The organism is Lysinibacillus sp. CTST325 (assembly GCF_054665055.1).
The window spans coordinates 86007-111831 of the sequence record NZ_BAAFHO010000009.1 but is presented as its reverse complement, the minus strand read 5'-3'; the positions used below and the strand labels follow the sequence as shown (position 1 = coordinate 111831).

General features: G+C 37.0%; 24 protein-coding genes. 17 read left to right on the top strand and 7 right to left on the bottom strand.

Going from position 1 to position 25825, the window contains the following annotated elements; translation table 11 throughout:
* Window positions 1–165 precede the first annotated feature (165 nt).
* Window positions 166–585, top strand: coding sequence for a VOC family protein (locus ACYQ73_RS18845; RefSeq protein WP_460013865.1), 420 nt, complete (start codon window positions 166–168; stop codon window positions 583–585).
* A gap of 100 nt (window positions 586–685) precedes the next feature.
* On the opposite strand, the gene ACYQ73_RS18840 is transcribed toward ACYQ73_RS18845, so the two are convergent.
* On the bottom strand, window positions 686–2635 hold the full coding sequence (locus tag ACYQ73_RS18840) for a methyl-accepting chemotaxis protein (protein ID WP_460013864.1): 1950 nt from the start codon (window positions 2633–2635) through the stop codon (window positions 686–688).
* A gap of 339 nt (window positions 2636–2974) precedes the next feature.
* Between ACYQ73_RS18840 and ACYQ73_RS18835 the strand changes: the two genes are divergently transcribed.
* Window positions 2975–3349 (top strand): VOC family protein, encoded by a 375-nt coding sequence (locus ACYQ73_RS18835; protein ID WP_460013863.1) that lies wholly within the window; start codon window positions 2975–2977, stop codon window positions 3347–3349.
* Window positions 3350–3457: 108 nt separating this feature from the next.
* Here the strand turns inward: ACYQ73_RS18835 and ACYQ73_RS18830 are convergent, their stop codons facing one another.
* Window positions 3458–4204, bottom strand: a complete 747-nt coding sequence (locus ACYQ73_RS18830; protein ID WP_460013862.1) for a hypothetical protein — start codon at window positions 4202–4204, stop codon at window positions 3458–3460.
* Window positions 4205–4475: 271 nt separating this feature from the next.
* On the opposite strand from ACYQ73_RS18830, the gene ACYQ73_RS18825 reads away from it, so the two are divergent.
* Both ACYQ73_RS18825 and ACYQ73_RS18820 read left to right on the top strand, forming a co-directional pair.
* The gene (locus ACYQ73_RS18825) at window positions 4476–5645 is read left to right on the top strand and encodes an acyl-CoA dehydrogenase family protein (RefSeq protein WP_460013861.1); all 1170 of its coding nucleotides are present in this window, start codon (window positions 4476–4478) and stop codon (window positions 5643–5645) included.
* A 32-nt stretch (window positions 5646–5677) separates the two neighbouring features.
* Complete coding sequence (locus ACYQ73_RS18820) at window positions 5678–6547, top strand: transporter substrate-binding domain-containing protein (protein ID WP_460013860.1); 870 nt, start codon at window positions 5678–5680, stop codon at window positions 6545–6547.
* A gap of 294 nt (window positions 6548–6841) precedes the next feature.
* Here the strand turns inward: ACYQ73_RS18820 and ACYQ73_RS18815 are convergent, their stop codons facing one another.
* Complete coding sequence (locus ACYQ73_RS18815; RefSeq protein WP_460013859.1) at window positions 6842–7030, bottom strand: hypothetical protein; 189 nt, start codon at window positions 7028–7030, stop codon at window positions 6842–6844.
* 54 nt (window positions 7031–7084) lie between these two features.
* Here ACYQ73_RS18815 and ACYQ73_RS18810 point away from each other — a divergent pair, with 54 nt between their 5' ends.
* The 3 genes from ACYQ73_RS18810 to ACYQ73_RS18800 are packed head-to-tail and all read left to right on the top strand — an operon-like array spanning window position 7085 to window position 9275.
* The gene (locus ACYQ73_RS18810) at window positions 7085–7792 is read left to right on the top strand and encodes an amino acid ABC transporter permease (RefSeq protein WP_460013858.1); all 708 of its coding nucleotides are present in this window, start codon (window positions 7085–7087) and stop codon (window positions 7790–7792) included.
* Window positions 7793–7804: 12 nt separating this feature from the next.
* A complete protein-coding gene (locus ACYQ73_RS18805) occupies window positions 7805–8506 on the top strand; it encodes an amino acid ABC transporter permease (RefSeq protein WP_134022231.1) in 702 nt (233 codons plus the stop codon).
* 13 nt (window positions 8507–8519) lie between these two features.
* Entirely contained in the window at window positions 8520–9275 is a 756-nt protein-coding gene (locus tag ACYQ73_RS18800; protein ID WP_460013857.1) for an amino acid ABC transporter ATP-binding protein, read from the top strand.
* An 81-nt stretch (window positions 9276–9356) separates the two neighbouring features.
* Here the strand turns inward: ACYQ73_RS18800 and helD are convergent, their stop codons facing one another.
* Window positions 9357–11663 (bottom strand): RNA polymerase recycling motor HelD, encoded by a 2307-nt coding sequence (gene helD, locus ACYQ73_RS18795; protein WP_460013856.1) that lies wholly within the window; start codon window positions 11661–11663, stop codon window positions 9357–9359.
* Between the two features lie 584 nt (window positions 11664–12247).
* Between helD and ACYQ73_RS18790 the strand changes: the two genes are divergently transcribed.
* On the top strand, window positions 12248–13204 hold the full coding sequence (locus ACYQ73_RS18790; RefSeq protein WP_460013855.1) for an AAA family ATPase: 957 nt from the start codon (window positions 12248–12250) through the stop codon (window positions 13202–13204).
* 23 nt (window positions 13205–13227) lie between these two features.
* Window positions 13228–13863 (top strand): RNA ligase family protein, encoded by a 636-nt coding sequence (locus ACYQ73_RS18785; protein WP_460013854.1) that lies wholly within the window; start codon window positions 13228–13230, stop codon window positions 13861–13863.
* A 218-nt stretch (window positions 13864–14081) separates the two neighbouring features.
* On the opposite strand, the gene ACYQ73_RS18780 is transcribed toward ACYQ73_RS18785, so the two are convergent.
* The gene (locus tag ACYQ73_RS18780) at window positions 14082–15272 is read right to left on the bottom strand and encodes a coenzyme F420-0:L-glutamate ligase (protein ID WP_460013853.1); all 1191 of its coding nucleotides are present in this window, start codon (window positions 15270–15272) and stop codon (window positions 14082–14084) included.
* A 132-nt stretch (window positions 15273–15404) separates the two neighbouring features.
* Here ACYQ73_RS18780 and ACYQ73_RS18775 point away from each other — a divergent pair, with 132 nt between their 5' ends.
* Window positions 15405–16325: a LysR family transcriptional regulator gene (locus ACYQ73_RS18775; protein WP_460013852.1), complete on the top strand. Its 921-nt coding sequence runs from the start codon at window positions 15405–15407 to the stop codon at window positions 16323–16325.
* 379 nt (window positions 16326–16704) lie between these two features.
* Here the strand turns inward: ACYQ73_RS18775 and ACYQ73_RS18770 are convergent, their stop codons facing one another.
* Window positions 16705–17586: a LysR family transcriptional regulator gene (locus tag ACYQ73_RS18770; protein ID WP_460013851.1), complete on the bottom strand. Its 882-nt coding sequence runs from the start codon at window positions 17584–17586 to the stop codon at window positions 16705–16707.
* Window positions 17587–17698: 112 nt separating this feature from the next.
* On the opposite strand from ACYQ73_RS18770, the gene ACYQ73_RS18765 reads away from it, so the two are divergent.
* A complete protein-coding gene (locus tag ACYQ73_RS18765; protein WP_460013930.1) occupies window positions 17699–18718 on the top strand; it encodes a YeiH family protein in 1020 nt (339 codons plus the stop codon).
* Between the two features lie 101 nt (window positions 18719–18819).
* On the opposite strand, the gene ACYQ73_RS18760 is transcribed toward ACYQ73_RS18765, so the two are convergent.
* Window positions 18820–19155: a heme oxygenase gene (locus tag ACYQ73_RS18760; protein ID WP_142509939.1), complete on the bottom strand. Its 336-nt coding sequence runs from the start codon at window positions 19153–19155 to the stop codon at window positions 18820–18822.
* Between the two features lie 242 nt (window positions 19156–19397).
* Between ACYQ73_RS18760 and ACYQ73_RS18755 the strand changes: the two genes are divergently transcribed.
* From ACYQ73_RS18755 to ACYQ73_RS18730, 6 genes are all read left to right on the top strand, one after another.
* Entirely contained in the window at window positions 19398–20084 is a 687-nt protein-coding gene (locus ACYQ73_RS18755) for a response regulator transcription factor (RefSeq protein ID WP_460013850.1), read from the top strand.
* The gene (locus ACYQ73_RS18750; RefSeq protein WP_460013849.1) at window positions 20068–21495 is read left to right on the top strand and encodes a sensor histidine kinase; all 1428 of its coding nucleotides are present in this window, start codon (window positions 20068–20070) and stop codon (window positions 21493–21495) included. The genes ACYQ73_RS18755 and ACYQ73_RS18750 overlap by 17 nt, the downstream gene beginning before the upstream one ends.
* Window positions 21496–21618: 123 nt before the next feature.
* On the top strand, window positions 21619–22482 hold the full coding sequence (locus ACYQ73_RS18745) for a peptidylprolyl isomerase (RefSeq protein ID WP_460013848.1): 864 nt from the start codon (window positions 21619–21621) through the stop codon (window positions 22480–22482).
* Between the two features lie 12 nt (window positions 22483–22494).
* On the top strand, window positions 22495–23196 hold the full coding sequence (locus ACYQ73_RS18740) for a polyphosphate polymerase domain-containing protein (protein ID WP_460013847.1): 702 nt from the start codon (window positions 22495–22497) through the stop codon (window positions 23194–23196).
* Between the two features lie 14 nt (window positions 23197–23210).
* Entirely contained in the window at window positions 23211–23894 is a 684-nt protein-coding gene (locus ACYQ73_RS18735) for a DUF4956 domain-containing protein (protein WP_460013846.1), read from the top strand.
* 46 nt (window positions 23895–23940) lie between these two features.
* A complete protein-coding gene (locus ACYQ73_RS18730; RefSeq protein WP_460013845.1) occupies window positions 23941–25764 on the top strand; it encodes a CotH kinase family protein in 1824 nt (607 codons plus the stop codon).
* Window positions 25765–25825 lie beyond the last annotated feature (61 nt).

The following is a 25825-nucleotide window of genomic DNA, read 5'->3' as shown; positions in this document are numbered from 1 at the left end:
AAATAGGTATAAGCTTATTGTTTCAAAAGAAAGGTATTTAGTAAAAATCCTACAATCTTTGTAGGAAAATAAATCTTTATTGTCGCTGTATCTAAGATTTGTATTATTATTTGTTATCCATGTAAAATGGAATTGTTTCGGAAAATGACAAAGGGAGTGTTGGACATGGCAGTAGAGGTCTACTTAATTTTTAATGGAAATTGTCGAGAGGCTGTATCTTTTTATGAGGAAGTTTTTAATGCGAACAAACCTGAAATTATGACATTTGGAGATTCACCACAAAATCCAAGTTATCCATTACCAGAGGAAGCAAAAGATCTTGTAATGCATACACGACTTCCGATTTTTGGTAGCACTGTAATGTTCTCAGATACATTTCCAGGCAGTCCATTCACGACTGGAAACAATGTAACGTTAGCCGTTGTCTCAGACGATGAGGCCCAGATGCGAAAAGCTTTTGATGGCCTTAAAGAGGGTGGCAAAGTTAAAATGGAGCTACAAGAAACGTTTTGGAGTAAATGTTATGGCTCCCTTACTGATAAATTTGGTATCGAATGGCAGTTTAGTTATGAGGAAAATAAATAAAGATCAATTATGTGTTTCGGCATTATTGCGTCCGGAATAAGAAGTTAATATTGAAAAGCACGATGTTTGGAAAATCTTCATTAACATCGTGCTTTTCTTTTTAGTATTTAAAACGATTCACATAGCTTTGTAATTCATCAGCCATATCGAGAAGTACTTTTGAGGCTGCAGCCATTTCCTGCATCGAAGACAACGTTTGTTCAGTTGAAGCGGCAACTTCCTCTGACGCTGCTGCATTTAATTTAGCATGATCAGTTAGCTCGATAGCAGTTGCAGAAACTTCTTCGACTACTGCTGACATTTCTTGAGCGGATGCAGATATATCCTCCATTTTCGGAGCCATGTCGTGTAGGCTCTTAATAATGTTTGCAAATTTTGTACTTGTATCTTCTGTTAGCTGTAAACCATCCTGGACATCTGTTGAAGCCTTGATCATTGTTTGAACAGATTTAGCGGTATCTTGCTGAATGCCAGTAATTAATGTAGAAATTTGCTCTGCTGATTGATGAGATTGCTCTGCTAACTTCCGAACTTCATCGGCGACTACTGCAAATCCTTTCCCATGCTCTCCAGCTCGCGCCGCCTCGATAGCAGCATTAAGGGCAAGCAGATTTGTTTGATCTGAAATAGCACTAATAATTTCTAAAATAGAACCGATTTCTTTTGTTCGATCATAGAGTGATTTAATCATCGTATCTGATTGCGTCACAGATTCATGAATAGAAATCATTTGATTCACAGTTTGTTCTACTGCTTGACCACCTTCATCGGCCAATTTTATAGCATAGCTAGATAAATCTGAAACCTGCATTGAGCTATCGGCAACCTCGACGACGCCTTTTGCTATTTCTTCAATAGACATAGCATTCTGGTCAATGCCTGTTGTTTGTTTTTCTGTACTGATAGCCACCTGTTGCATAGCTTCTGTAACTTGCTCTGAAGCAGCTATATTTTGTTCGGCATTCGCAGATAATCCATGCGCAGAAATCTGTACGTGTTGGGAGCTTTGATCAACGTTACGAATAAGGTTTTTTAAGTTAACCTTCATTGCGATAAAGGCTTCCCCGAGCTGTCCAATCTCGTCTTTAGAATGAATGTCAATAAACTCTGTTAAATCGCCCTCGCTAATTTTTATAGCGCTTTGTTTAAGACGATTGATTGGATTAACGATCGATTTTATCATGAGTAACATAAAAATAATGCCAACTATAATAGAAATGGCGATGATTATTAAGTTGATATTAAAGGTCGAAGCAGCGGCTTTTGCAGCTTCGGCTGTAAACATTGTACCAACAACTTTCCAGCCTGTTAGCTTATTTGTAACAAATTGTAGCTGGCGATCTTTTTCTATAATGGTACCACTATCTTGTTCATAGATTTTAGGAATATAGCTCTCTGTTGCTTCAGAGCCACTTTCTTTATCTTGATGGGCGATATAAGTTTTATTGCTATCTAAAAGTGAAGCAAAGCCAGTTTCTCCAATGCGTATATCATTCGTGATGGTACTAAGTTTAGATATGTTTAAATCTAACCCTATTACCCCTGAGCCATCTGGTAAAGCCTGAGTAATCGTAAGAACGATATCACCTGTAGTTTGTGTAATATATGGAGCTGTAATAGATACTTGGTTTTTGTTATCTAAAGCTTGCTTATACCAAGGTCTCGTACGCGGATCAAACCCACTAGGGTATTTTTGAGCAGGCTTATCTAGTAGTCTGCCATCAGAGGTTCCAATATAAATTAGCTCCACCTCTGGATGCATATTGATGTATTCGTGGAAAAGAGATTTAAGTTCTGGAATTTTACCTTCTTGTAAATAAGATTGATTGAGCTTTTTTGAAAAATATTGAACGTCCTTCACTCTTGGCTCAATCGTGTTAGTAATATTCGTATTAAGCATACGCACACTTTCGGCTGCGCTTGCTTGTTGTTCTTCTGAAATTTGCTTTCCCGCACTTTGGTAAGACACAATTCCAATTAACAGTGTTGGGATGATAAGCATTGCTAAAAATGAAAAAATGAGCTTTTTTCTTAAACTTAGTTGTTTCACTTGAATTATCCTCACTATAATATTTGTATTTTAAACTTTGTTTTATCACCGAAAACTAAGTAATAATGCCTTTTGGGACCAACCTCCTATTATCCTAAGAGGATCATCGGATAATCGACACCTTATGTTATGGTGAAAAGTATATACTTTACCGATTAAGGTAAATAATAGACGACTAGGCTCATTTTATCAAAAATAAAATAAAAGTTAAGTATTTTATAATAACTGTTCATTAATTGTAGATATAAGAAACTAATATTTTGAAACGATAATCATTAGATGACATATAAAGCTACTTTTTGATATATACTAATGCTCAAAAGAGGAGGGAATTGTTTCATGATTCGACAAATTGGACAAGTGATGTTATATGTAAATGATCAGGAAACTGCCGTGAAGTTTTGGACAGAAAAAGTTGGATTTGTTGTAGTTGCTGACCAGGAAGAGGGAGGAGTACGTTGGATTGAAATTTCTCCAACTAAAGAAGCTCAAACTACCTTTGTCCTACACAATAAAGAAATCATTGCGAAAATGCAGCCTGAATTAAATTTAGGGACACCTTCTATTATGTTTTATGCCGATCATATAGAAAATTTATATCGGGATTTTCAAGTAAAGGGCGTTAAAGTGGGAGATTTAGTAATGATGCCAATGGGTAGGGTTTTTAATTTTGCTGATCACGAAAATAATTATTTTGCATTAGTAGAAAAATAAGCCTTGTCCTATCACTAGAAAAAGTAAGTTCGAATCTGTCCAATTTCGATTATGCTATGTGAAATCGGACAGATTTTTGCTTTTTTCCCCTATATAAGTGCACGTAATTTATTTTATATCTTCTCCAAAAATCCCTACAGTTTGACGGTCAACGATAAATGCATTGCCATCCCATTTTAAAATATTTTCTACATAGCCTAATCCATCGGCATGAAATCGGCCTGCTATAGCCTGATAAGCTAAAATCTCATATATTCCATCACGTTCATAGTCCACTGGGTACAATCCACTGATTGGATCTACCCAACCTTCAATAGGCTGCTTTAGTGTACCGTCTTGATTGTAAATTTCTGCTAAATATTCTGAACCCTTGTATTGTAAATCGATGATATATTGCTTTTTGGGATTCATGCTACGAACGGCTACTTTATATTGATTTTGATAATTAACGCTGTACTTTAACTTATTATTAAAAGAATTTGCATCAAAAATTGAGCGTATTTTGCCGTTTATTGAGGCAAATATTTCACCGTTGATAATGCCTCCACTACCTCCTGTGTCAGAAATAGCTAGAATATCTTCTAGATGATTGCCTGTAAAGTCCCCTAAAAAAATAGTTGGGTTATAGCCAACGCTTTGTTTTAGCATTATTTTTTCGAATTGGTGCGTCTGTCCGTAAAAAATAGCAAGCGTTAGGTCTTTCCACAAAGGGCTATCTGGAGTTTTAGTGCCCATCAAAAGAACAGTTTCAAGTAAGCCATCGCCATTAATATCTCCAAATTTTGTCTGAATAACCTGAGGGGTCATAGGTGAAATAGGCATATTATTTAAGAATGGATTCATATTATTAGTCATACATGCACCTCTTTCTTTAGTGTTAGCATATGTTGTAAATGTGGCTTGGTGAAAAAAGAAGACGTGTTAGTAATGAATATAAAACTTATAAAAAAACTTGTAATTAACCCATTGACATTTTTAAATGTGAAAAGTATCATAAATGTCAACGAATCAGAAAATTCAGTACCACGCATCCTCTTGCTACTAATACGTAGTTAGAGATTTTTTTACAATTTTAATTCTTAGTAAGTATATATGTTTTATATATTTTGGGAAGAAGGAGATTTTCTTGAAGAATTTATTTATTAAAACAAAGCAACAGCAGTATTGGCTAGATCAGCTAGCATCTATTTCTGAGCCAATCAAGGCTGAGGCTAAAGAAGTAGATGAACAATCTCGTTTTCCATTCGAAGCACATAAACTACTTCTGCAAATTGGTTATCCAACACTAACTTTACCGAAAGAATATGGCGGTGAGGGATTATCAGTCTATGATATGGTACTCGTTCAAGAAACGTTAGCAAGCTATGACGAGAATGCTTCACTCTCACTAGGGTGGACATTAGGCGTTGTAGGCGAAATATATGAGAAAAAGCTTTGGTCAGACGATTTACTAAGTTCATTTGCTCAGGAAATAAAGAAAGGTGCCATTATAAATAGGGCTGCGAGTGAAGCGGCAACTGGGAGTCCGACCCGTGGAGGGCGACCAGAAACAAATGCTGTTTCAAGAGAGGAAGGGTGGCTCTTAAATGGACGTAAAATTTTTACGACAGCCTCTCCGGTGCTAGATTATTTCTTAACATCAGCGTGGATTGAGGAAAAAAATAAAATTGGTTTTTTCCTTATTCATAAAGATGCTCAAGGACTTTCAATTGAAGAAAACTGGGAAATGTCTGCAATGCGAGGCACAAGTAGCCACGACCTAGTTTTAAAGGATGTAATTGTCCCTTCAAATCATTTAGTAGAATTACCGAATCACCCAAGTGGTGGCAAGATAAATGGTTGGATTCTACATATCCCAGCAACATACTTAGGTATTGCGCAAGCAGCTCGTGATTATGCACTGCATTTTGCCAATCATCATCAGCCTAATAGCTTGAATGCTCCGATTAGTACATTGCCAAATGTGCAGCAACTTCTAGGCGATATTGAATTGAAGCTATATCAAGCACGCTTTGTACTGTATGGGGTCGCTGACGCTTATGATGACCCAGCTAGACGTGAGCTTTTAGCAAATGAAATGGCGGTTGCTAAGCATACAGTAACAAACTTGGCGATTGAAATCGTCGATAAGGCAATGCGTGTAGTAGGTGCGAAAAGCTTACATTTAACAAATCCATTACAGCGCTATTATCGAAATGTTCGTGCGGGACTTCATAATCCACCGATGGATGATATGACAATTATTAAATTGGCAAATGTCGCAATTGAACAGCAAAAATCGAATGAAAATCATTGACAAAAACCATGGAGAATAAGGGGACATGATATATGTTTAAACATAAGAAAAAGATTTTTCAATTGGCAGCAATCGGGTTGGCTTCACTTGCTATTTTAGCAGGCTGTAATTCAGGTGAAGCTTCAGATAAAGATTCAGAGGATGGCGCGAAAGTACGTACAGTGAAGGTTGCATTTGACCAGGCGTCTAAGCCAATTAGTTATCTAGATGATAACGGAAATCCAACAGGCTACGATGTGGAAGTTATGAAGCTAGTCGATGAGATGTTACCTGAATATAAGTTTGAATTTGTAGGCACGACTAGCGATGATTTACTAATTGGTGTTGAGCAAGGGAAATATCAAGTAGGGATAAAAAATGCCTTCTTTACGCAAGAACGTACAGAGAAGTTTATTTTCCCTAAAGAATTTTTAGGCTTAAGTAGTGCGGGTTTAGTATTACGTAAAGAAGATGAAGGTGTAAAAACATTAGCCGACTTTGCGAAAAAAGGTTATTCATTAGCACCAATCGCTGCGAATAATGCTCAATACACAATTATTGATGAATATAATAAAGCCAACCCAGACAATAAAGTGAAATTACAAGCTGGAGATGCATTTACTGTCGATGTCGTGCAATGGGTAAATGAAAAACGTGTCGATGGTGGTGTGATGATTGAAGGTCCATTTAAACAACAAGTTTTAGCAGAAGATGGCCCATATCATAATTTAAAGGATGACGTAGTTTACAACGAATTTGACGTTATCAAAACATGGCCGCTGTTCAATAAAAAGGAACAAGAATTTGCAGATGCTTACGATAAAGCGATAGCAAAAATCAAAGAGCAAAAGAAAACAAATGAATTAAGCACTAAGTTTTACGGTCGAGATTTATTTGAAGTGTTAGATTCTGTGAAGCGCTAATAGGCGGTAGCTAATCAAAGAAGACGCCTCTTTAGCAGAGAAAGTATTCTAGCAAATAAAAGGCTGTTGAGTCAGTATACTCAGCAGTCTTTATTAACTTCTTTCAGCAGGTGTCCAAACACCTGCTGAAATAGAGGAACTCAGTCTAAGAGCGCCACGTCCTGTGGCAACGACTGAGTGACCAACATCGTGCCGTTGGCGCTACGCTTTCGCGCAAAAAACATCTGTTGGGCTAAAGCCTCCGGCGGATGTCACAGAATCGGAAAGGAGTTCTTAAAGGATGTTAGCCTAAAATCATTGCATCCATGCGGTAACGGCTAACTGACCTGCATCGGTAAAAGCGCCACGTCCTGTGGCATTACCGAAATGACCAACATCGTGTTGGCCCTCGGTAAAAGCGCCATGTCCTGTGGTATTACCGAAATGACCGATATCGTGTTGGCCCTCGTGCAGGCCTAAGCACAAAGCCGATTCTGGACGCAATTATGCCGAGGCATAATTGATTAGAAAGAGAATTATATAAAAGTTGGTGAGGAAATGGAGAAGTATTTTGATGCATCATACATTTGGAACTCAATTCCTGTATTATTGCCGTTTTTAAAAGTTACCTTCTTAGTCGCAGGATCATCCATTGTACTAGGCACAATATTTGGCTTACTATTAGCGGCAGCCAAGTTAAGTTCAATACAATTGCTGCGAAAATTAGCGAACTTATATACAACGATTATGCGTTGTACACCATCTATCGTCTTATTATTCCTCGTATATTATGGTGTGCCAGCGTTAGCGGAAAACTTCGGCATAAATCTCCATTCAATCGAAACAGCCATTTTCGTAGTCGTAACGTTCACTTTGCAGTTTGCGGCGATTATGTCAGAAGTTATTCGTTCTGCTTATTTAGCGATTGATAAAGGACAATTTGAAGCGGCTGTAAGTGTGGGATTAACGCCATTTCAGGCTTTTCGACGTATTATTTTCCCACAGGCACTTGTAGTCGCTTTACCGAACTTTGGGAATGGAATGATTGCCTTATTACAAGAAGGAGCGCTCGCTTATACAATCGGCTTAATTGATATTGTCGGAAAGGCAAATTTAATTATTGCAAGTAATATTAATGCGCATGCATTAGAAATATATATTGCTTTAGCGATTGTTTATTGGGTGCTGTCGATTATTATAGAAAAATTCTTCGCTATGCTAGAAAAGTTCTTTGGTAAGGGGAAAAAGACATTAGAAACAACGTAAGGAGGCGTAACCATGAATTATCAATTTTTAGTTGAAACATTTTTTGTTGCATTATCAGGTGTACCTATCGCACTCCTTGTGACAATTGTTGCTATGCTTGTTGCTCTACCACTTGGCTTTCTACTAGCACTAACACGAATCAATAAAATCCCAGTGATCCATCATATAGCAAAAATTTATGTCTCCTTTGTCCGAGGTACACCTATAATCATTCAAATCTTTATTATTTATAGTAGTATCCCATTACTACTTAAAATGATTTTTGAAAAATATAATATTGCCTATGATATTTATAAAATCAATCCGATTTGGTATGCATTTATCGTTTTCGCATTTAGTACAACGGCCATATTAATTGAGGTATTTCGTTCTGCTTTAAGTACGATTGAAAAAGGTCAGCTAGAGGCTGCTCATGCAGTAGGCTTAACAACGTTTCAAGCCTATCGCCGTATTATTATTCCACAGGCTCTAGTAGTAGCTATGCCGAATATTTGTACGGCTACAGTCAATCTCATTAAAGCGACGTCTTTAGGCTATGCAATGTCCTTACCTGAAATTACATTAAAGGCTAAGGTAGCTGCAAATGTTGGCTACAATTACGTAGAAGCATATATTGATATTTTCATAGTGTACTTAATTTTATGTAGTACGGTCGAATACATTTTTAAACGATATGAAAAACATTTAAGTAAATTCAAAGTGGCAAAAGCCTAAGGGGTGAACGAGTATGTTAGAAATTAAAAATATTCATAAATCATTTGGTGACAATGAAATTTTAAAGGGTGTCGATTTAGCCATTGATAAAGGTGATGTTGTTGTTATTTTAGGCCCCAGCGGCTCAGGAAAAACAACATTATTACGTTGCATTAACTTTTTAGAGAAAGCCGACCAAGGACATGCTACATTTGGCGATATCCAAGTAGATTTTCAAAATGTGAAGAAGAAGGACGTACATTCGATTCGTCAGCGTGTAGCCTTTGTATTCCAAAACTATAATCTATTCACGAATAAAACAGCGTTAGAAAATGTGACAGAAGGGCTTATTATAGGACGTAAAATTTCAAAAGCAGAAGCGATTGAAATTGGCAAAAAGGCGCTTGATAAAGTAGGCTTATCAGAAAAATATGATGCCTATCCAAGTCAATTGTCAGGAGGCCAGCAGCAGCGAGTCGGTATTGCACGAGCAGTAGCATTAAATCCTGATATTATTTTATTTGATGAACCGACTTCTGCACTGGATCCAGAGCTAGTAGGAGAAGTCCTTCAGGTTATGAAGAACATTGCAGCAGAAGGAACAACGATGCTTGTGGTCACACATGAAATGGGCTTTGCAAAAGACGTAGCAAACCGGGTGATTTTTATGGACGGTGGTGTCGTTGTAGAGGAAGGAAATCCTCATGATATATTTGTTAATCCGAAAGAGGAGCGCACGAAGAAATTCTTAAAACGTGTTATTCCAGAGGATTATACGTACTACATTTAAAAATAATAAAAAAAGAGAAGAGAATCTGCAAGCTTACCATGAAGTATCCATGGAAGCATGCAGATTCTCTTTTTGTAATAATTAAAACTCTAAAAAATGTGTTAATTCGTTAATGGAATAGATATGCAATTCGTGCATAGCTCGTGTACAAGCTGTGTAGAAATAATTACGTTCTGTTTCCCTAGAATAATTAGCCGAGGAGGCATTGTATATCAAGACAGCGTCGAATTCAATACCTTTTGCCATATAAGTTGGTAACAGTAAAATGCCTTTTTTAAATTGTTTTGTATCATGGGTAATGAGTTGAATATCTACTTGGTCTCTCATTTTATCAAAAACCATCGTACACTCTTGCTCTGTTTTACAGATGACTGCAATTGTTTCGAATTTTAGGGACAAGCTGTTAATCTTTTCGATAAGCTGTTCAATTAAATCTAATGCATTCGGAACAATCGTGATAGTCGGTTCGGAACCAGTTCTGTTAAATGCTTCTACTTTGGCGTCCTCATGTAAAATCTTCGAAGTAAGGTGAATAATTTGTTTTGTTGAGCGATAACTTTTCGTTAATATCATTTTTTCTGCTTGTTCACCATACAATTGTGGTGTCAGCAGTGAAGGGTTTTTAAAGGTATGAGGATGGATGGTTTGATGCCCATCGCCCAATATAGTCATACGTGCACGTGGGAATAGTTGTTGTAATACAAATAGCTGAAATGGAGAATAGTCTTGTGCTTCATCGATTAGAACATGACGAATCATCGTATTTGTTCGTTGACCTTCTATTTTGTCCTGTAAGTATAAAAATGGAGCGGCGTCTTCATACGAAATAATACGCTTTGCTAAATTAGGGAGTGTATGTTGACAGATTTCTTCCCAATGGTCAGGTAAAAAGTTCTGTAAATGCTGGTGAATAGATGTATTCATTTCAAATAGTTGACGATAAATGCCTAACATATGAACGAACCTCAATTGTTTCACAGATTGACGAAGTGGCTTGAACTGCTTTTTGACAATTTGGATAGCTATTTTCTTGCGCTCTTGCTCGAAATCATCAAAAGAGTTTTCTGAAAACCGACCTTCATGTAAAAGCTCGCTATAGGTTTTTGTATACTCTTCAATGTCTAAAAGTTCACTAGCTTCTTCTACCCATTCTTTCGCCCGTTCTGCCTTTTCTATTTTCGATAATTGTTGTAATAACCATTCTTTCACTAACTGTAGTCGATTTGGGATAGGCATTGTGGCGTTGAACGAATAAAAGTACTCAGCGATTTCTTGAGCTGTAATAATTCTTTCTCCGCGAAAAACAATATTTTTAAACAGCATACCTTCATGGGCAAGGTGCTCTATATATTTGTCCATCAATTCTCTATAGTGAAGGCTAGCTTTAAAAGAAATAATCGAAAGCTTTGTTTGGTAGAGAGAGTCATCTTGCTCTGTTAAAAGTGACTCTAATTGCTCATAAGGATATTCCAATTGGAACCGTCGACCTAAACGTTTTGTTGCATATTCGGAGAAGGTTAATTGCTGCATATTGTCTTCGCCTAAATCCGGTAAAACGGCATGAACATATTGATTAAAAAGCTGATTAGGTGTAATCAATAAAATTTGATCAGCTGTAATTTGGTCTCGATAATGATACAACAAATAAGCAACACGTTGGAGAGCAACAGCCGTTTTTCCACTACCCGCGACACCCTCTACGATTAGATAAGGAGTGTTGACATGTCGAATTATTTTATTTTGCTCAGCTTGAATCGTTGCTACGATGCTGCGGATATGTTCGTTTGCATTTTGAGCGAGAATATCGAGTAATAAATCATCACCAATAGTTAAACCTGTATTAAACATCGATTGTAATTGACCGTTTTTAATGATAAATTGCCGTTTTAAAAGCATCTCACCTTGAATTTCTTCAGTCGCTGTTTCATAAGTAGCTGGGCCAGGTGTGAAATCATAATACATACTTGCTATAGGGGCTCGCCAATCATAAATTAATATGTTGTCATTCTCTTCATCCATTAAGGTTGCTACACCGATATAAATCTTTAAAGGTTCATTATGATCATCCTGTAAAAAATCAATGCGAGCAAAATAGGGTGAATGCTGTAAACGATCATAAATTTTTACATCTTTGATGACACGTTTCTGAGCATGCTGGGAATCAGATAAGAGCTCTGCCTGCTGTTTAATAGCATAAAAGGTCTCGTCTAGATCCTCCGGCGTATCTAAATTCACTCTAACGTCGTCCCAAAAGGTTTTCTTTAATGTTAAAACATTGTCTCTAACATCCTTTTCCTTTTGTAGTAACTCCTCCTTTTTGTGACCAACTGTGTTTATACAAAGAACAAGATACTGTTTTTCTTCTGTCCATTCATATTGCTTTTCCAACGTTACTCACATTCCTTTCAAAATGGATTTAGAATCGGGAAATTTATCATACAGCTAGTTCAGAAAGAAGTATAGTCTAGTAATATTGGCAAATTTATGATATAATAAAGTTACAAGAGAAAATCAATTTTTTAATAAAAAGACTGTTCCGCAAAAGTTGGAGCAGTCTTTTTTTGTAGTCTGATTTCCCTTTTTGAAGAATGTTGCTTTTTATGGATAGTTTCCGAAATTTTGGTATGACATCATGTATATAAGTTGATCTCCGTTCCAACAGGACGCTTTCCTTGGGTGTCTGGTGAGGTGTGGTGTTCTTAGTCGCCGTTCTCGTACTTGCTCGCTCCAGGGTCCATATGTGACCTGAGAAGTCGCTCAGCCTCTGCTCGACTTATGTTCGTGGTATACATTTCAAAAAAGTTATGTCGGATTTATATCATTTTTACCCTCAAAAATTAATCCCTATACGTTAGAGTTAAGTTGATGATTGATTTTTGATAAAAACAGCTTCATGAGTAAGGGGGGCGTTAATCGCTAACTAAAGAATATGTTTCTATAAACGATATAGACATTTGAAAGGGGGTGGGAAAATGAAGGTGATATTTACAGTTGGGTTACCTGGAAGTGGCAAGAGTACGTTTGTTAAAGGGTTAGCGAAAAGCGAAAATGCAGTTATTCTTTCAAGTGATGCTATACGTCAAGAGTTATTTGGTGACGTTTCAAGACAAAAATCACGAATAGTATTTCGTGTTTTGTATGAGCGTTTAAATAAATTTGTGGCTAAAGGTCAATCTGTCATTGTTGATGCGACAAATATCGAACGGGAACGTAGGATGTTTGCACTAAGTAAATTGTCTGATGATGTGAAGGTTGTATGCTATTATTTTGATACTCCTTATAATTTGTGTATATCAAGAAATCAACAAAGAAAGAGAAAAGTTCCGTTAGTGATAATGGATAAAATGAGAAAGAATTTAGAGTTTCCGATAGTGGGAGAAGGGTTTGAAGAGGTGCATATTGTACATGAAGCGAGTCCATATGAAATCTCAAAAGAGCAATTTCTTTCACTAATCCAAAGCGAACCCACATATGAAGAGCTTTTTCTAAAGTTGAGACCGGTCCAACCATTTAAAGAGATTTATCAATTTAATCAAGAAAATCCTTATCATCAATTTTTACTTTGCCAGCATACGTATTTTGTTTATGAATATATGAACGAATATTATATGGAGAGTGACAAGTTAGCGCTACAAATAGCTGCTTTATTCCATGATGTAGGCAAACCGTTTTGTAAAAAATATAAAGAATTACAACAAAGATATGGATATTATGGACATGAAAATGTATCGGCTCAAATGGTATGCCATTTTTTATTAGAGCTTGGCTTTGAAGAAGACTTTGTTTTAAAGGTTGTTAATTTAGTGCAATTTCATATGTTAATTCAATATGGGGGCGATAGAGGATCAAGTAAGATTTATCATTTATTAGATGGTGAATTATTAACAAAGCTTTATTTCTTTCGTGAAGCAGATCAATTTGCGAAGTAGATGTAAACAAAGGGAGTGAGTTTATGACCAATTTGATGAAATATCCAAGAAGCTTTCATTTGCCGTGGAGTAGAGGATATACACATGATGATAAGATTGCTAAAAATGTTGATCATTTTATTGGAAAAGAGGTTGTTGTAACCGAAAAATTAGATGGGGAAGGAACAACGCTTTATCAAAACTATATGCATGCTAGAAGCTTAAATTCAGGAGATCACCCGTCGAGGCATTGGGTAAAAACGTTTCATGCTACATTTGCCTTCCGGATTCCAGAAGGTTGGAGATTATGTGGTGAAAATATTTATGCCAAGCACTCCATTTACTACAATGAGTTAACTAGTTACTTTTATTTATTTAGTATTTGGAACGAAAAAAATATTTGTTTAAGCTGGGATGAAACAGTCCGTTATGCAGCTGAATGGGGGGTTGAAACGGTACCTGTATTATACCGAGGCATTTTCGATGAAGAAAAAATAAAGAAGACGTTTACTGGAAAATCACTTCTTGGGGGTGAGCAGGAAGGGTACGTTATTAGAAATGCGGCTTCCTTCCATTATGATGATTTTCGAAATAACCTAGGAAAGTTTGTGAGACAGAATCATGTTCGAACAAGCGAACATTGGTTAAATGAAGAAGTGATTCCTAATCAATTGAAATAAGTATGATTTAAAATAAAACAAAAGGACTGAGAAAAATGTAATTCTTAAACATGAAATCATAATAAATAATATATATGAGGAAGTATGCAGTGGCAGCGTATCCCTTTACAGAATAGGGACTTGCAGGTTCGATTCCTGTCATCCTCACTAAATGAAATGACATACTATATAAAAAATGAACTCCCAAGTGAAAATGGGAGTTCATTTTTTATATCTTTTTATTTTGTATAGTTATCGAAATAACCTTGAATATAAATCATCGGCGTTCCTTTGTCACCTGAACCTGAAGTTAAGTCTGATAGAGAGCCGATTAGATCTGTTAAACGACGAGGTGTTGTACCTTGAGCAGCCATTTTTCCAGTTAAATCTTCATCTTTGTTTTGGATATACTCAGAAATTGCCGCTTTTAATTCTTCGCCGCGAAGATTCGCAAAATCGTTATCTGCTAAGTATTTTAGTTTTACTTCGTTTGGCGTGCCATCTAGTCCAGCAGTGAAAGCTGGTGAAACAACCGGGTCAGCTAATTCCCAAATTTTACCTACAGGATCTTTAAATGCACCATCACCATAAACCATTACTTCAACTGTTTTACCAGTAGCTTCTTTGATTTTTGCTTGGATGCCATCAACGATTGGTTGGCAAGTGTGTGGGAATAATTTCACGCTATCCTCAGTAGCTTTATTTGAACCAAGTAGACCGTACTCCGTATTGAAGCCAGAACCGTTATTAGATACAGATAAAATATTATCAAGACTGTGAACTTTTTCAGCGCCGTTTGCCGTTAAAATACGTTTCGTACGTAAGCGTGTATGAATATCACAAGTTAATACACTCTTCGTAAAGTCTAAAATTGTTTTTGGGTTATTTGAAAAGATCACTTCACAAGAAGCGCCTTCAGCTTCAATCAGTTCTTTATAATATTCGATATAATCTACACCTGTAAATGTATGTTTTTTATAGCCGAAATGCTCACGGAATTCAACCTCAGTTAAAGTATCTGTCCAAGGATTGATCCCTTTTACATCTAGCTCATCGATATCAACTAGATGATTCCCAACCTCATCAGATGGATAGCTAAGCATAAGAACGACTTTTTTCACGCCTTTTGCAATACCACGTAAGCAGTTAGCGAAACGATTGCGGCTTAGAATTGGGAAAATAACACCAACAGTATCGTCACCAAATTTAGCAGCTACGTCCGCTGCGATGTCATCGATGGATGCATAGTTACCTTGTGCACGCGCTACGACAGATTCTGTTACTGTGACAATGTCACGATCTTCAATGGAATAACCTTCAGTTTTTGCTGCATTTAATACTGTATCAACAACGATTTGCTCAATATTATCGCCTTCGTTAATAATTGGACCACGAAGACCTCTTACTACTGTACCAACAACACGTTCCAAAATAATCTCTCCTTATTAAATAGGTAAATGTATATTAAATAGTGAAATTAAACCAATATAGTTTTACTATACGCCCCTTTAGTGATATAAGTGAAATTAATAGTTCGTATAATAGCTATAAGAGGTGCTTATATGATAGGGAAATTAGATTTATATCGTGTTTTTAGTATTGTTGCTAAAAATAATAGCTTTTCAAGAGCGGCTAAAGATTTATATATGACTCAACCAGCTATTAGCCAAGCTATGATGCAATTAGAAAAGGAGCTCGGTACACGTCTCTTTAATCGCACACCTAAAGGAGTGACGTTAACAACTGAGGGTAAACTTTTATATGAGTATACAAATTCAGCGTTAGGCCTTTTAGATGCGGGGGAGGAGAAGCTGCTAGAATTTAAAAATTTAACAACAGGTCAGTTGAAAATTGGGGTAGGGGACACTATTTCGCGTTTCTTTTTAATGCCTTATCTAGAGGCATTCCATACAATGTATCCAAATATCAAATTGCAAATGTTAAATGGAACAACTTCAGAAATTTGTAACTTTATTAAATCTGGTGAGGTTGATATAGGGCTTTGTAATTTTCCGATAGAAGATCAGACATTACAGTTAACCGCTTGCACAGAGGTTCAAGATATTTTTGTATGTGGTGAGAAGTACAAAACGTTGGCATCAAAAAGCTTAAGCTTTGAGGATCTGTTAAAATTTCCGCTTATTTTTTTAGAGAAAAAATCAAATTCAAGAAAGTATGTAGAAGATTATTTATTTACAAGAGGAATCCACATTGAACCTGAGTTTGAGCTTGGTTCGCATGATTTAGTACTGGAATTTGCACGTAGTAACTTAGGGATTGCCTGTGTAACGAAAGAATTTTCTAAGGATTATTTGCAGCGAGGGCTTTTATATGAACTAGCTTTAACAGAAAGTATACCAACACGAAGCATTGGCATGTGTTATTTGAAAAGCGTACCTTTATCTCGAGCAGCGTTGAAATTTGTAGAAATTATTGAGCAAAAGCAGGAACGTAAACGTCTAAATTCAAGAATTATAAAATGAGCTTAGCGAGTAGTGTTGAAAAACAAAATGGTGAAGGGAATCTATGTCACATTAAAATAAAGTATGGCTCTTCTGCAAAACGAGAGGTTGATTTCCGTTCCGACTGGGCGCTTTGTTGTTGTTGTCGCTACGCTTTCGCACAGAGCAAAGCTTCCTGGGGGCGTCCGATGAGCCGCTTCGCTTCGCTGCAGGGTCTCGGGCCAACACGATGTTGGTCACGAAGGCGTTATTACAGGATGTGATGGTTTTAGCCTTCGTTCCTCTATCGCTGATCCCCAAGGAGTCGACCAGTCTCCACTCCAATCAACCACTTCACATAGTATACATCTTCTGACACATAATAGCTTTTCAACAACATGAAGCTTAGCGACTTAATCCGCTAAGCTTTCTTTAATAGTGCCTCTATAAGAATGTCGACATTGCGTTTATTTTTCATTGTAGGTGAGTACAAATAAGAAAATGTTCGTATAAAATGCTGTTCCTCGAGAGGTAAGACTTTTATATCGTTATTTTTTAATTCACGCTCAATGACACTAGCGGACAGTAATGAAAGTCCAAGCCCTTGTATAACGCTTTCTTTCACGCCTTGATTGCTACTAATAGTAAGAAGTGAACGTACTTGGAGGCCATTTGCTCTAAATAAATGATCTAAATAATAACGTGTGCCAGAGCCTTCTTCACGTGCAACCCAATTTTGCTGCTGCAAGTCCGAAACCGTGACCGTTGACTCCTTTGCAAGAGGGTGATTACTCGCACTGACAATAAATAACTCGTCTTGCATGAACGGTTTAATAAGAAGTTCATGGTCGTGTGCTTGTCCTTCAATAAGACCGATATCAACTTGTAACAATTTTGTATATTGAATGATTTCTTTCGTATTGCCAATAATAACTTGAAGCTCTAGCTGAGGGAATTGCTGTTGCAAGCTCGCTATGATAGGAGGCAATATATATTCGCCAATCGTAAAACTAGCGCCGATCACAAGTGTACCTTGGATTTCATGGTGATAGGTTAAAATATCTTCCTTTGCTGCCTCGGCAATGGCCATCATTTGCTTAGCTCGTTTATATAAAATTTCTCCAGTTGGTGTGATTTGTACTGATTTTGGTGAACGGATAAATAAGGTCGTTTGAAATTCTTGCTCTAAATTTTTAATGTGTAAGCTGACACTTGGCTGTGAAATATGAAGTATTTCGGAGGCTTTCGTAAAATTATTGACCTCCACCAGTGTAATAAACGTTCTTAAAGCATCAAATTGCATATCATCACTCCTATCATTAGAAATATTAATAATTACGATTATATATATGTATTTTACTGATGATTAACTTTCTAATAAAGTAAAATCATCAAGGATGAAAGAAGTGAACAACATGGATAATGGCCAGCATAGGTTAAAAAGTTTCCTGACCCCAGCGTTTATGAAGGGGATAATGTTGACGCTCATTATTGCCTTAGTAGCAAAGTATATTTCGACATTCCCGTTCTTCTCAATATTAGGGCAGCTTGTCATTGCCATTATATTAGGTATGGCTTGGAGAGCGGCCTTTAAGGTGCAGGATTCTTGGCAAACAGGTATAACATTTTCAAGTAAAAAATTATTACGCCTCGGCATTATTTTTCTAGGTATGCGTTTAAACTTAGCGGATATTTACAATGCTGGAGCGAATGTCTTTCTTATTGCATTTATTAATCTGGTATTTGCTTTAGTGGTTGTATATGGCTTAACAAAGGTATTTCATGTAGATAAGAAGCTAGGCATATTAACAGCTTGTGGCACAGCTATTTGTGGGGCTGCTGCTGTTGTCGCTATTGCTCCTCAAATTAAGGCGAATGAAAAAGAAACGGCAGTGGGCGCAGCGATAGTCGCATTACTAGGGACTGTATTCACATTAGTCTACACGGTGTTATACTCAGTATTTAACTTAACTCCTACTGAATATGGTATTTTTGCGGGAGGCACTCTACATGAAATTGCTCACGTTATTGCAGCAGCTTCAGCTGGTGGAAATGAAGCCATTGATATGGCAGTCATTGTGAAGCTAACACGTGTCGCATTGCTTGTACCAGTAGCCATAGTCATCGGTATTTTATATCGAAGAATTGATAAGGGGCAGGAAAAAGAAGGATTTTCACTGTCAATAATCCCGTGGTTTATCCTTGGGTTTTTAGCGATGAGTGCTATTAATTCGTTAGGGATTGTACCAGCTAATGTAGCGCAAACATTTGTAAATATCGCTTATATTTTAATTGGGATGGCGATGGCTGGACTAGGTTTAAATGTTGAGATAAAAACCTTTAAACAATTAGGTGTAAAAGCGTTTATTGCAGGATTTATCGGTTCGGTTTGCTTATCAATACTTGGCTATGTTTTAGTTATTTTCATGCAATAATAAAAAAAATCCTGCATTTTCAAAAATGCAGGGTTTTTTTAGATAGAATCAGAAGATAATTTAGTTGTTACTTCCTTCAGCCTGCTGAAAGAGGTTAAAAATTAGCGTAATGCTTCAATCGAAGAAGCTAATTCAGCTATAACTATTTTGCTACCGATAAGTGGACTGTTTTCAGGTTTTCCTCCCTCAGCACTTTGTCCAGGACGGTGATGAGCTGCAGCGAATGCATCGCTATTACGCCAAGCTTGGAAATGCTCCTTAGACTCCCAGTACATATTGACGCTCATTTCGTCATAAGTCGGATCATCAGTTGAAACTAAAACCTCCACTTTATGGAAGCCTTCAAACTGCTGTAGAGGTCCTGGTTTTGTAAAGTTCGGTGCCATTTTTGCAGCAAAGCCGGGTTTGACTTGAATACGATTTGTAACAATAATCATACTTTCCCCCCTAATCATTTTTTAGTTAACTATATGAATGAATTATCAATGATTATCATTCGCAATCAATGATAATTCGCCTAGGAAGACATTGTCAATAGAAGAGCCATGTAAATTGCAAATAGCTCGATATTTGATATGCCATTATAAGTATGAACAGACTTATTGGGTCCTGACATTTAACTGACATAATCCGGTGATATAATGAAAACACGAATGAGCTGGTAACGAGGTGAAAGGGCATGACAAAAATATTAGTAGTAGAAGACGAATATGCAATAAGCCAAGTTTTGAAGGCATATCTGAAAAAAGTAGGCTATGATGTTATGCAATGTTTTAATGGCAGTCAGGCATTGGCTATATTTCAAGAGGTTCTGCCTGATTTAGTATTACTTGATATTATGTTACCAGAAAAAAACGGTTGGTTGATTTTAAAGGAAATTAGGGAAATTAGCTCTTGTCCAGTTATCATGCTAACGGCATTAGGCGATGTAAATTATCGCTTAGAGGGATTCGATCAAGGAGCAGACGATTATATTGCCAAGCCATTTATAGCTGATGAGGTAGTGGCAAGAGTAAAGGCAGTTTTAAGGCGCGCTAAAGGGAGCCGTGAATCTTCAGAAATAAAACGCTTTGGTGGGCTAGAGATTGATATGAAAGCTCATCGAGTGCTACTTAAGGGAGAAGAAATCATCTTAACGCCTAGAGATTTATCTGTACTTTTATTTTTGGCCGAGCATCCGAACCAAACATTTACACGTGACCAACTTATTGATCAAGTATGGGGCTGGGAGTATGAAGGTAGTGATAGAGCGGTGGATTTAGCGGTGAAGCGACTAAGAAAGGTACTTAAGGAATGGGATGAGGAAGAGGGGGAAATAAAGACACTACGTGGATTGGGGTATCAGCTAAGTGTTCAAAAAAAATAAGCGAATATCTTTACGCAACTATTGGACAAGCCGCTATTTATTAACTCTCTTTGTAGGTCTAGCTATTATCTCTTTTATTTCTGCGGCATGGATTCGACATACGACGTTTCAAAATCGACTAGAGATGATGGAATTTATAGCAGACGAGACTGTATTTCGCCTAACAGATACTTCTGGCCAAAATAATGGACCTATGATCGGTATTCCAGGGTTTATTGGTAACCGTGAGCGATCTACTATGCGAGAAATTGATCCTGTTTTATATGTTGTAGATACGGCAGGCAATATAGTAAGTAGCAATCGCCCGATGCCTCCAGGGGGTGAAAAAAATGTTGTCAACTTACTGGATGGTGAAGAAGGGACAAAGAAAATAACTATAACGAGTGAGGGACAAGAGTTAGTTCAATATGTCGTAAAAAGAAAACTTCAAAGGGACAATAAGGACGTTGGCTGGGTGCTTGTCTTAGAGAAAAAGGAAAATTTAACGAAGGTTAACCAAGCTTACGGGCTATTGGCATTACTTATTGGGGCACTGGCTGTATTGGGGTGGAGTGCTATTTATTTTTTATCAAAACGTTTAGCACACCCAATAAAACAAGTTGCCGAAGCCGCGAAGCAAGTGCAAGAAGGAAACTATACATTTGTTTTGCCTCAAAATAGTAAGGAAGAAGAAATTTATGAGCTTGTTACTTCATTTAAGGAAATGGCGAATAAGCTAGAACAATTAGAAAAGACGCGAACAGAATTATTAGCAGGCGTCACCCACGAGCTAAAAACGCCGGTTACGTCAATTAGTGGATTATTGCAGGCGGTGAAAGATGGAGTCGTTACAGGTCAGGATGCTAGTGAATTTATTCAAATGGCATTAGTAGAAACGACGAAAATGAAAACGATGGTCGGTGATTTGCTAGCTTATAACCATTTTGCAGTAGACGCAATTCCAGTAAAGCTTGAAAAAATGAATGTTAATCAATTAGTACGTGATGCTGTTGCACAATGGGAAGTAATGCAGGATGACGAAAAGGTTAAAATACAAATGGGTTTCCTTGTAGAATCTGTTGATGTTCAGGTAGATGTTGTGCGTATGCAGCAAATAGTTACCAATTTATTGACGAATGCAAAGCAAGCAATGCAGGAAGGGATTGTTATCATAACGCTGTTGGAAAAAGAGGGTGCTGTATTCATTACTGTAAAGGACACAGGATATGGTATTCCTCAGGAAGATCAGGCATTTATCTTTGAACGTTTTTATAGAGGAGAAAATAAAAAATATGCAGTCCGTGGATTAGGCTTAGGATTATCGCTTAGTAAAATGATGGCCCAATCTATAGGTGGTGATTTACGACTAATTGACAGTAATTCATCAGGAACATGCTTTGAAATAACACTTAAAAAAGCTACTACGCTCTAAAGGCGTAGTAGTTTTTTTGTAAAGATTTTTTGAAGGAAATGTAAAGCTGACATCTGACTGACACATTAGGCCTTTATAGTAAGCATTGTAAACGAGAAACCAAAAGAAAGGATGGGATCAAGGATGACCGGAAACAAAAGGTTTTTCCAAATGATGACCTTACCTGCAGCATTATTAATACTTCTAGTCGGTTGTGGTGAGAGTAGCGATTATGTAGCGAAGGTTGATGGTGAAAAGATTTTACAAACAGAACTAGATGACGCATTGCGTGAACAATACGGTACAGAGGTACTAGAGACACTCATTACCAATAAAATAGTTGAACTAGAGGCGAAGAAAGTGGGTGTTTCTGTATCGGAGGACTCTATTCAGGAAGAGTATAAGGAGTTAGCCGATTCGTATGGTGGGGAAGAATCATTACAAGAGGCACTAGAGGCGAATGGACTGACAGAGCAGAGTGTGAAGGATAATATTCGCATATATCAACTTACCAAAAATGTCATTGCTGAAGACATTGACATATCAGATGAGGAAGTAGCTCAATATTTTGAAAACAATAAGGATAGCTATGGACAGAAGGAAGAGATTGTAGCTAGTCATATTTTATTGGAGGATGAGGCAACAGCAAAGGATGTGCTAGCAAAAATAAAAGCTGGTGAGGATTTTAAAGAGCTAGCAAAAACATATTCAATTGATTCATCAACGAATGAGGACGGTGGGGAAATAGGCTATATTAGTCGAGGACAAATGGATGAGAAATTTGAAGAAGCTGCATTTAGCCTTGAAAAAGGTAGTGTCAGTGACATTGTTCAAACGTCAGAAGGTTATCACATCATTAAAGTAACCGAAAAAGTACCTGCAGAAGAGGCCGTATTCGAGGATGTAAAAGATGAAGTTTATGAGACTGTGCTAGAGGATCGCATAAATGAGGAATACACATCTTGGTTAGCTGAAAAACAAGAGCAGTACAAAATTGAAAAAATGTAAGGAGTGACCTATATGCCTACTATTACCTCGTTTAATCCTAACGGTCGAAAGGAGATTAAACAGGCTATCTCCTATCCGGACTATGCATTATTAAAAACTAAGATACAACATGTAATGCAGTTAGACAAGAATGCTGGGATAAATGGTAAGTATTTAATTCGCAGCACATACTTCGATAATTTTGAAAACAAAGTTCTAAATGAAAAAAAAGAGGGTTATATCAATCGAGATAAATATCGAGTACGAATTTACGGTAAATCCACTACGACTATAAATTTGGAGCGAAAAAGTAAACGAAATAATTTAACCTTTAAAACGAAGTGTGCCATATCCCAAAAGGAATATGAAAAAATGCGTGGTGGAGATATCGCTTGGATGGAGGAAGATGAACGAGCGTTAATTCAAGATTTATATAAGGACATGAAGTATAACCAATTCAAACCAATGACAGTTGTCGATTACGAGCGTGAGGCTTACATCTATCCCTTTGGAAATGTGCGTGTCACATTTGATAGTAAAGTACAGTCGAGCCTACGTAATACAGATATGTTTAATCCGAAACTGCCGATGGTTGATGTACTTGAGCCAAACTTAGTTATTTTAGAAGTGAAGTATGATGAGTACTTGCCGGATATTATTAAGTACTTATTACAATCAGTAGATACACGTGCTGAGGCATATTCGAAATATCAGCTTAGTCGTATGTATGTATAAAGGAGAATTAAATAATGGATACTATAAAATTTAACGATATTTTTAAATCCAGCTTTTTAGAGAAAACAACATCATTTTCATTAATAGATTCACTTTTAGGGTTAGTTGTAGCGTTCTTTGTGGGGCTGTTTATTTACGCTGTGTACAAGAAAACTTTTAACGGCGTGATTTACTCTCATTCCTTCAATATTTCGTTACTCATTATGACAATGGCAACTTCACTAGTGATTATGGGGATAAGTTCAAATGTGCTGTTATCGTTAGGTATGGTTGGTGCATTATCAATCGTGCGTTTCCGTACACCTATTAAAGATCCTATGGATTTAGTATATATTTTCTGGGCAATAGTTTCTGGGATTCTTTGTGGTGCAGGATTTATTCCACTTGTTATAATCGGTGCTATTTTAATTGGTCTTGTATTACTCGTGTTAGTAAACAAAATTACTGTGGAAAATCCATATTTATTAATTGTTAAATTTGAAGAAGATTTTGCTTGTGAGGAAGTGGAGCGTATTATTGCAGCACAGTCTAAAAAATTTGCTTTAAAATCAAAATCTATTATGTCGGATGTTGAAATCGAAACAACCTATGAAATTCGTGTTAAACAAAATGATACAAAACTGATGGACAATCTTACAAAAGTACCTGGAGTAAAATCAGCAGTAATGCTTAGTTATGATGGTAATTTCACTGCTTAGTAACCACTCTAGATGAGTTTTCTTACTATAAAGAGAGGTGCAGATAATGATTAAAACACGGGTTGTCTATATGTGTATGGCAATTCTTCTACTCCTCTTTGTTGTTGTGTCTGCAGTGCTTCCAAACACCGGCATAGAAACAAAAAATACCGAGTTTTCCTATGAGACTGTTGTGTTTAATAAAAATAAAGTAACAACGGTAGATATTGAAATAGCCGAGGAAGATTGGGCTGACATGCTAGAAAGTGCAACAGATAAGGAGTTGAAGCAAGCTAATATCACAGTAGATGGCAAGAGAATAGAGAATGTAGCTATTCGTACAAAAGGAAGTTCATCACTGAACTCGGTTGCAAATAGCGACTCGGATCGATATAGCTTAAAAATAGATTTCGATTATTACGATGATACACAAAGCTTATACGGCTTGAAAAAATTAAATTTAAATAATAATTTCAGTGATTCAACATTAATGCGAGAATATATTTCTTATGAGCTGATGGAACAAATGGGATTACCTACACCGGCTCATTCATATATGTATGTCACAGTGAATGGTGAGGATCGAGGCCTATTTTTAGGGGTAGAAGCGGTGGATGAAACATTCCTAGCAAATAACTACGGTTCTAATGATGGATTTTTGTTTAAGCCAGATGGGACAGGCAGTGATTTAAAATATATTAGTGATGATATTGCTGATTATACGGGAATTGGCTTAAAGACGAACGAAGGTAATGTCGATCAATCAAAATTCATTGACATGGTTAAAGCCATCAATAATGGCGGTAATATCGGAAAATATATTGATGTCGATGAAATGCTGCGTTACTTTGCTATGAACACGGCACTTGTAAATCTTGATAGTTATCAGAGCAATATGAAACACAATTACTATTTGTATGAGAAGGATGGTCTGTTTTCTATCATACCTTGGGATTTTAATATGTCCTTTGGTGGCTTTGCGGGCCTTGGTGGAGGTGGTAGAATGGGTGGCAATATTCAAATGCCAGCCGATGCCAATATGAAAGCACCAGAAGATGCACAGACGAATGAGCAATTAGATAAACCAGACATGGAGTTTCCGAATAATGGTGTTCAACAACAGCGAGGAGAACATCCTAATGGTGACCTCAATAAGGGTGGAATCAATATGGGGATGGGTATATCCGGCGAACTTATGTCAGATAGCGCTATTAACTTTAGTGTGACTACTCCAGTATCTGGCACAACATTAGAGGATAGCCCGCTATTAAATGCCTTACTCTCAAATGAAGAATATCGTGCTAAATATGAAGGCTATTTAGAAGAGATAGCGACTAATTACTTAACAGAAGAAAACATACAAAACATTACCACAAAATTAGCAGCGCTATTAACAACGTATGTGGAAGCAGATCCTACGAAATTCTCTACAACAGAACAGTTTATAGAAGCGGTAGAAGGGGAAAAAAGTCTCCCTGAATTTGCAAAGCAACGTTCTGAATCTATTTTAAAGCAGCTGTCAGGGGAACTTGTTGTGGAAGCAACAACAGAGGGGAATATGGCAATGCCTAATCCAAACGAAATGGGTGACATAAACAATCCGATGCAAAGACCAGATGACTTTGATCCGAATAAAATGCCGGAGGATTTTGATCCTTCACAAGCCCCTCCATTTAATCAAAATGGCGATAAGCAGGGGGAAAGACCAAATGGTGATGGCCAAATGCCACGACCTGACAAAAATGGAGGGCCTATGTGGCCTAACCAAGGCAATGAGCAACAGCAAGGGACTGTTATAGATAAAAATACAATTCTTACAGCGATTGTTTGTTTTGCCTTATTAATAGTTGCACTGCTCTTTGTTTTTAAATTTAACCGAAGAGGTCGTTAAAAAAATAACCATATCCAAAACTTTTGGGTATGGTTTTTGTTTTCGTCATGCTAAAATAGAG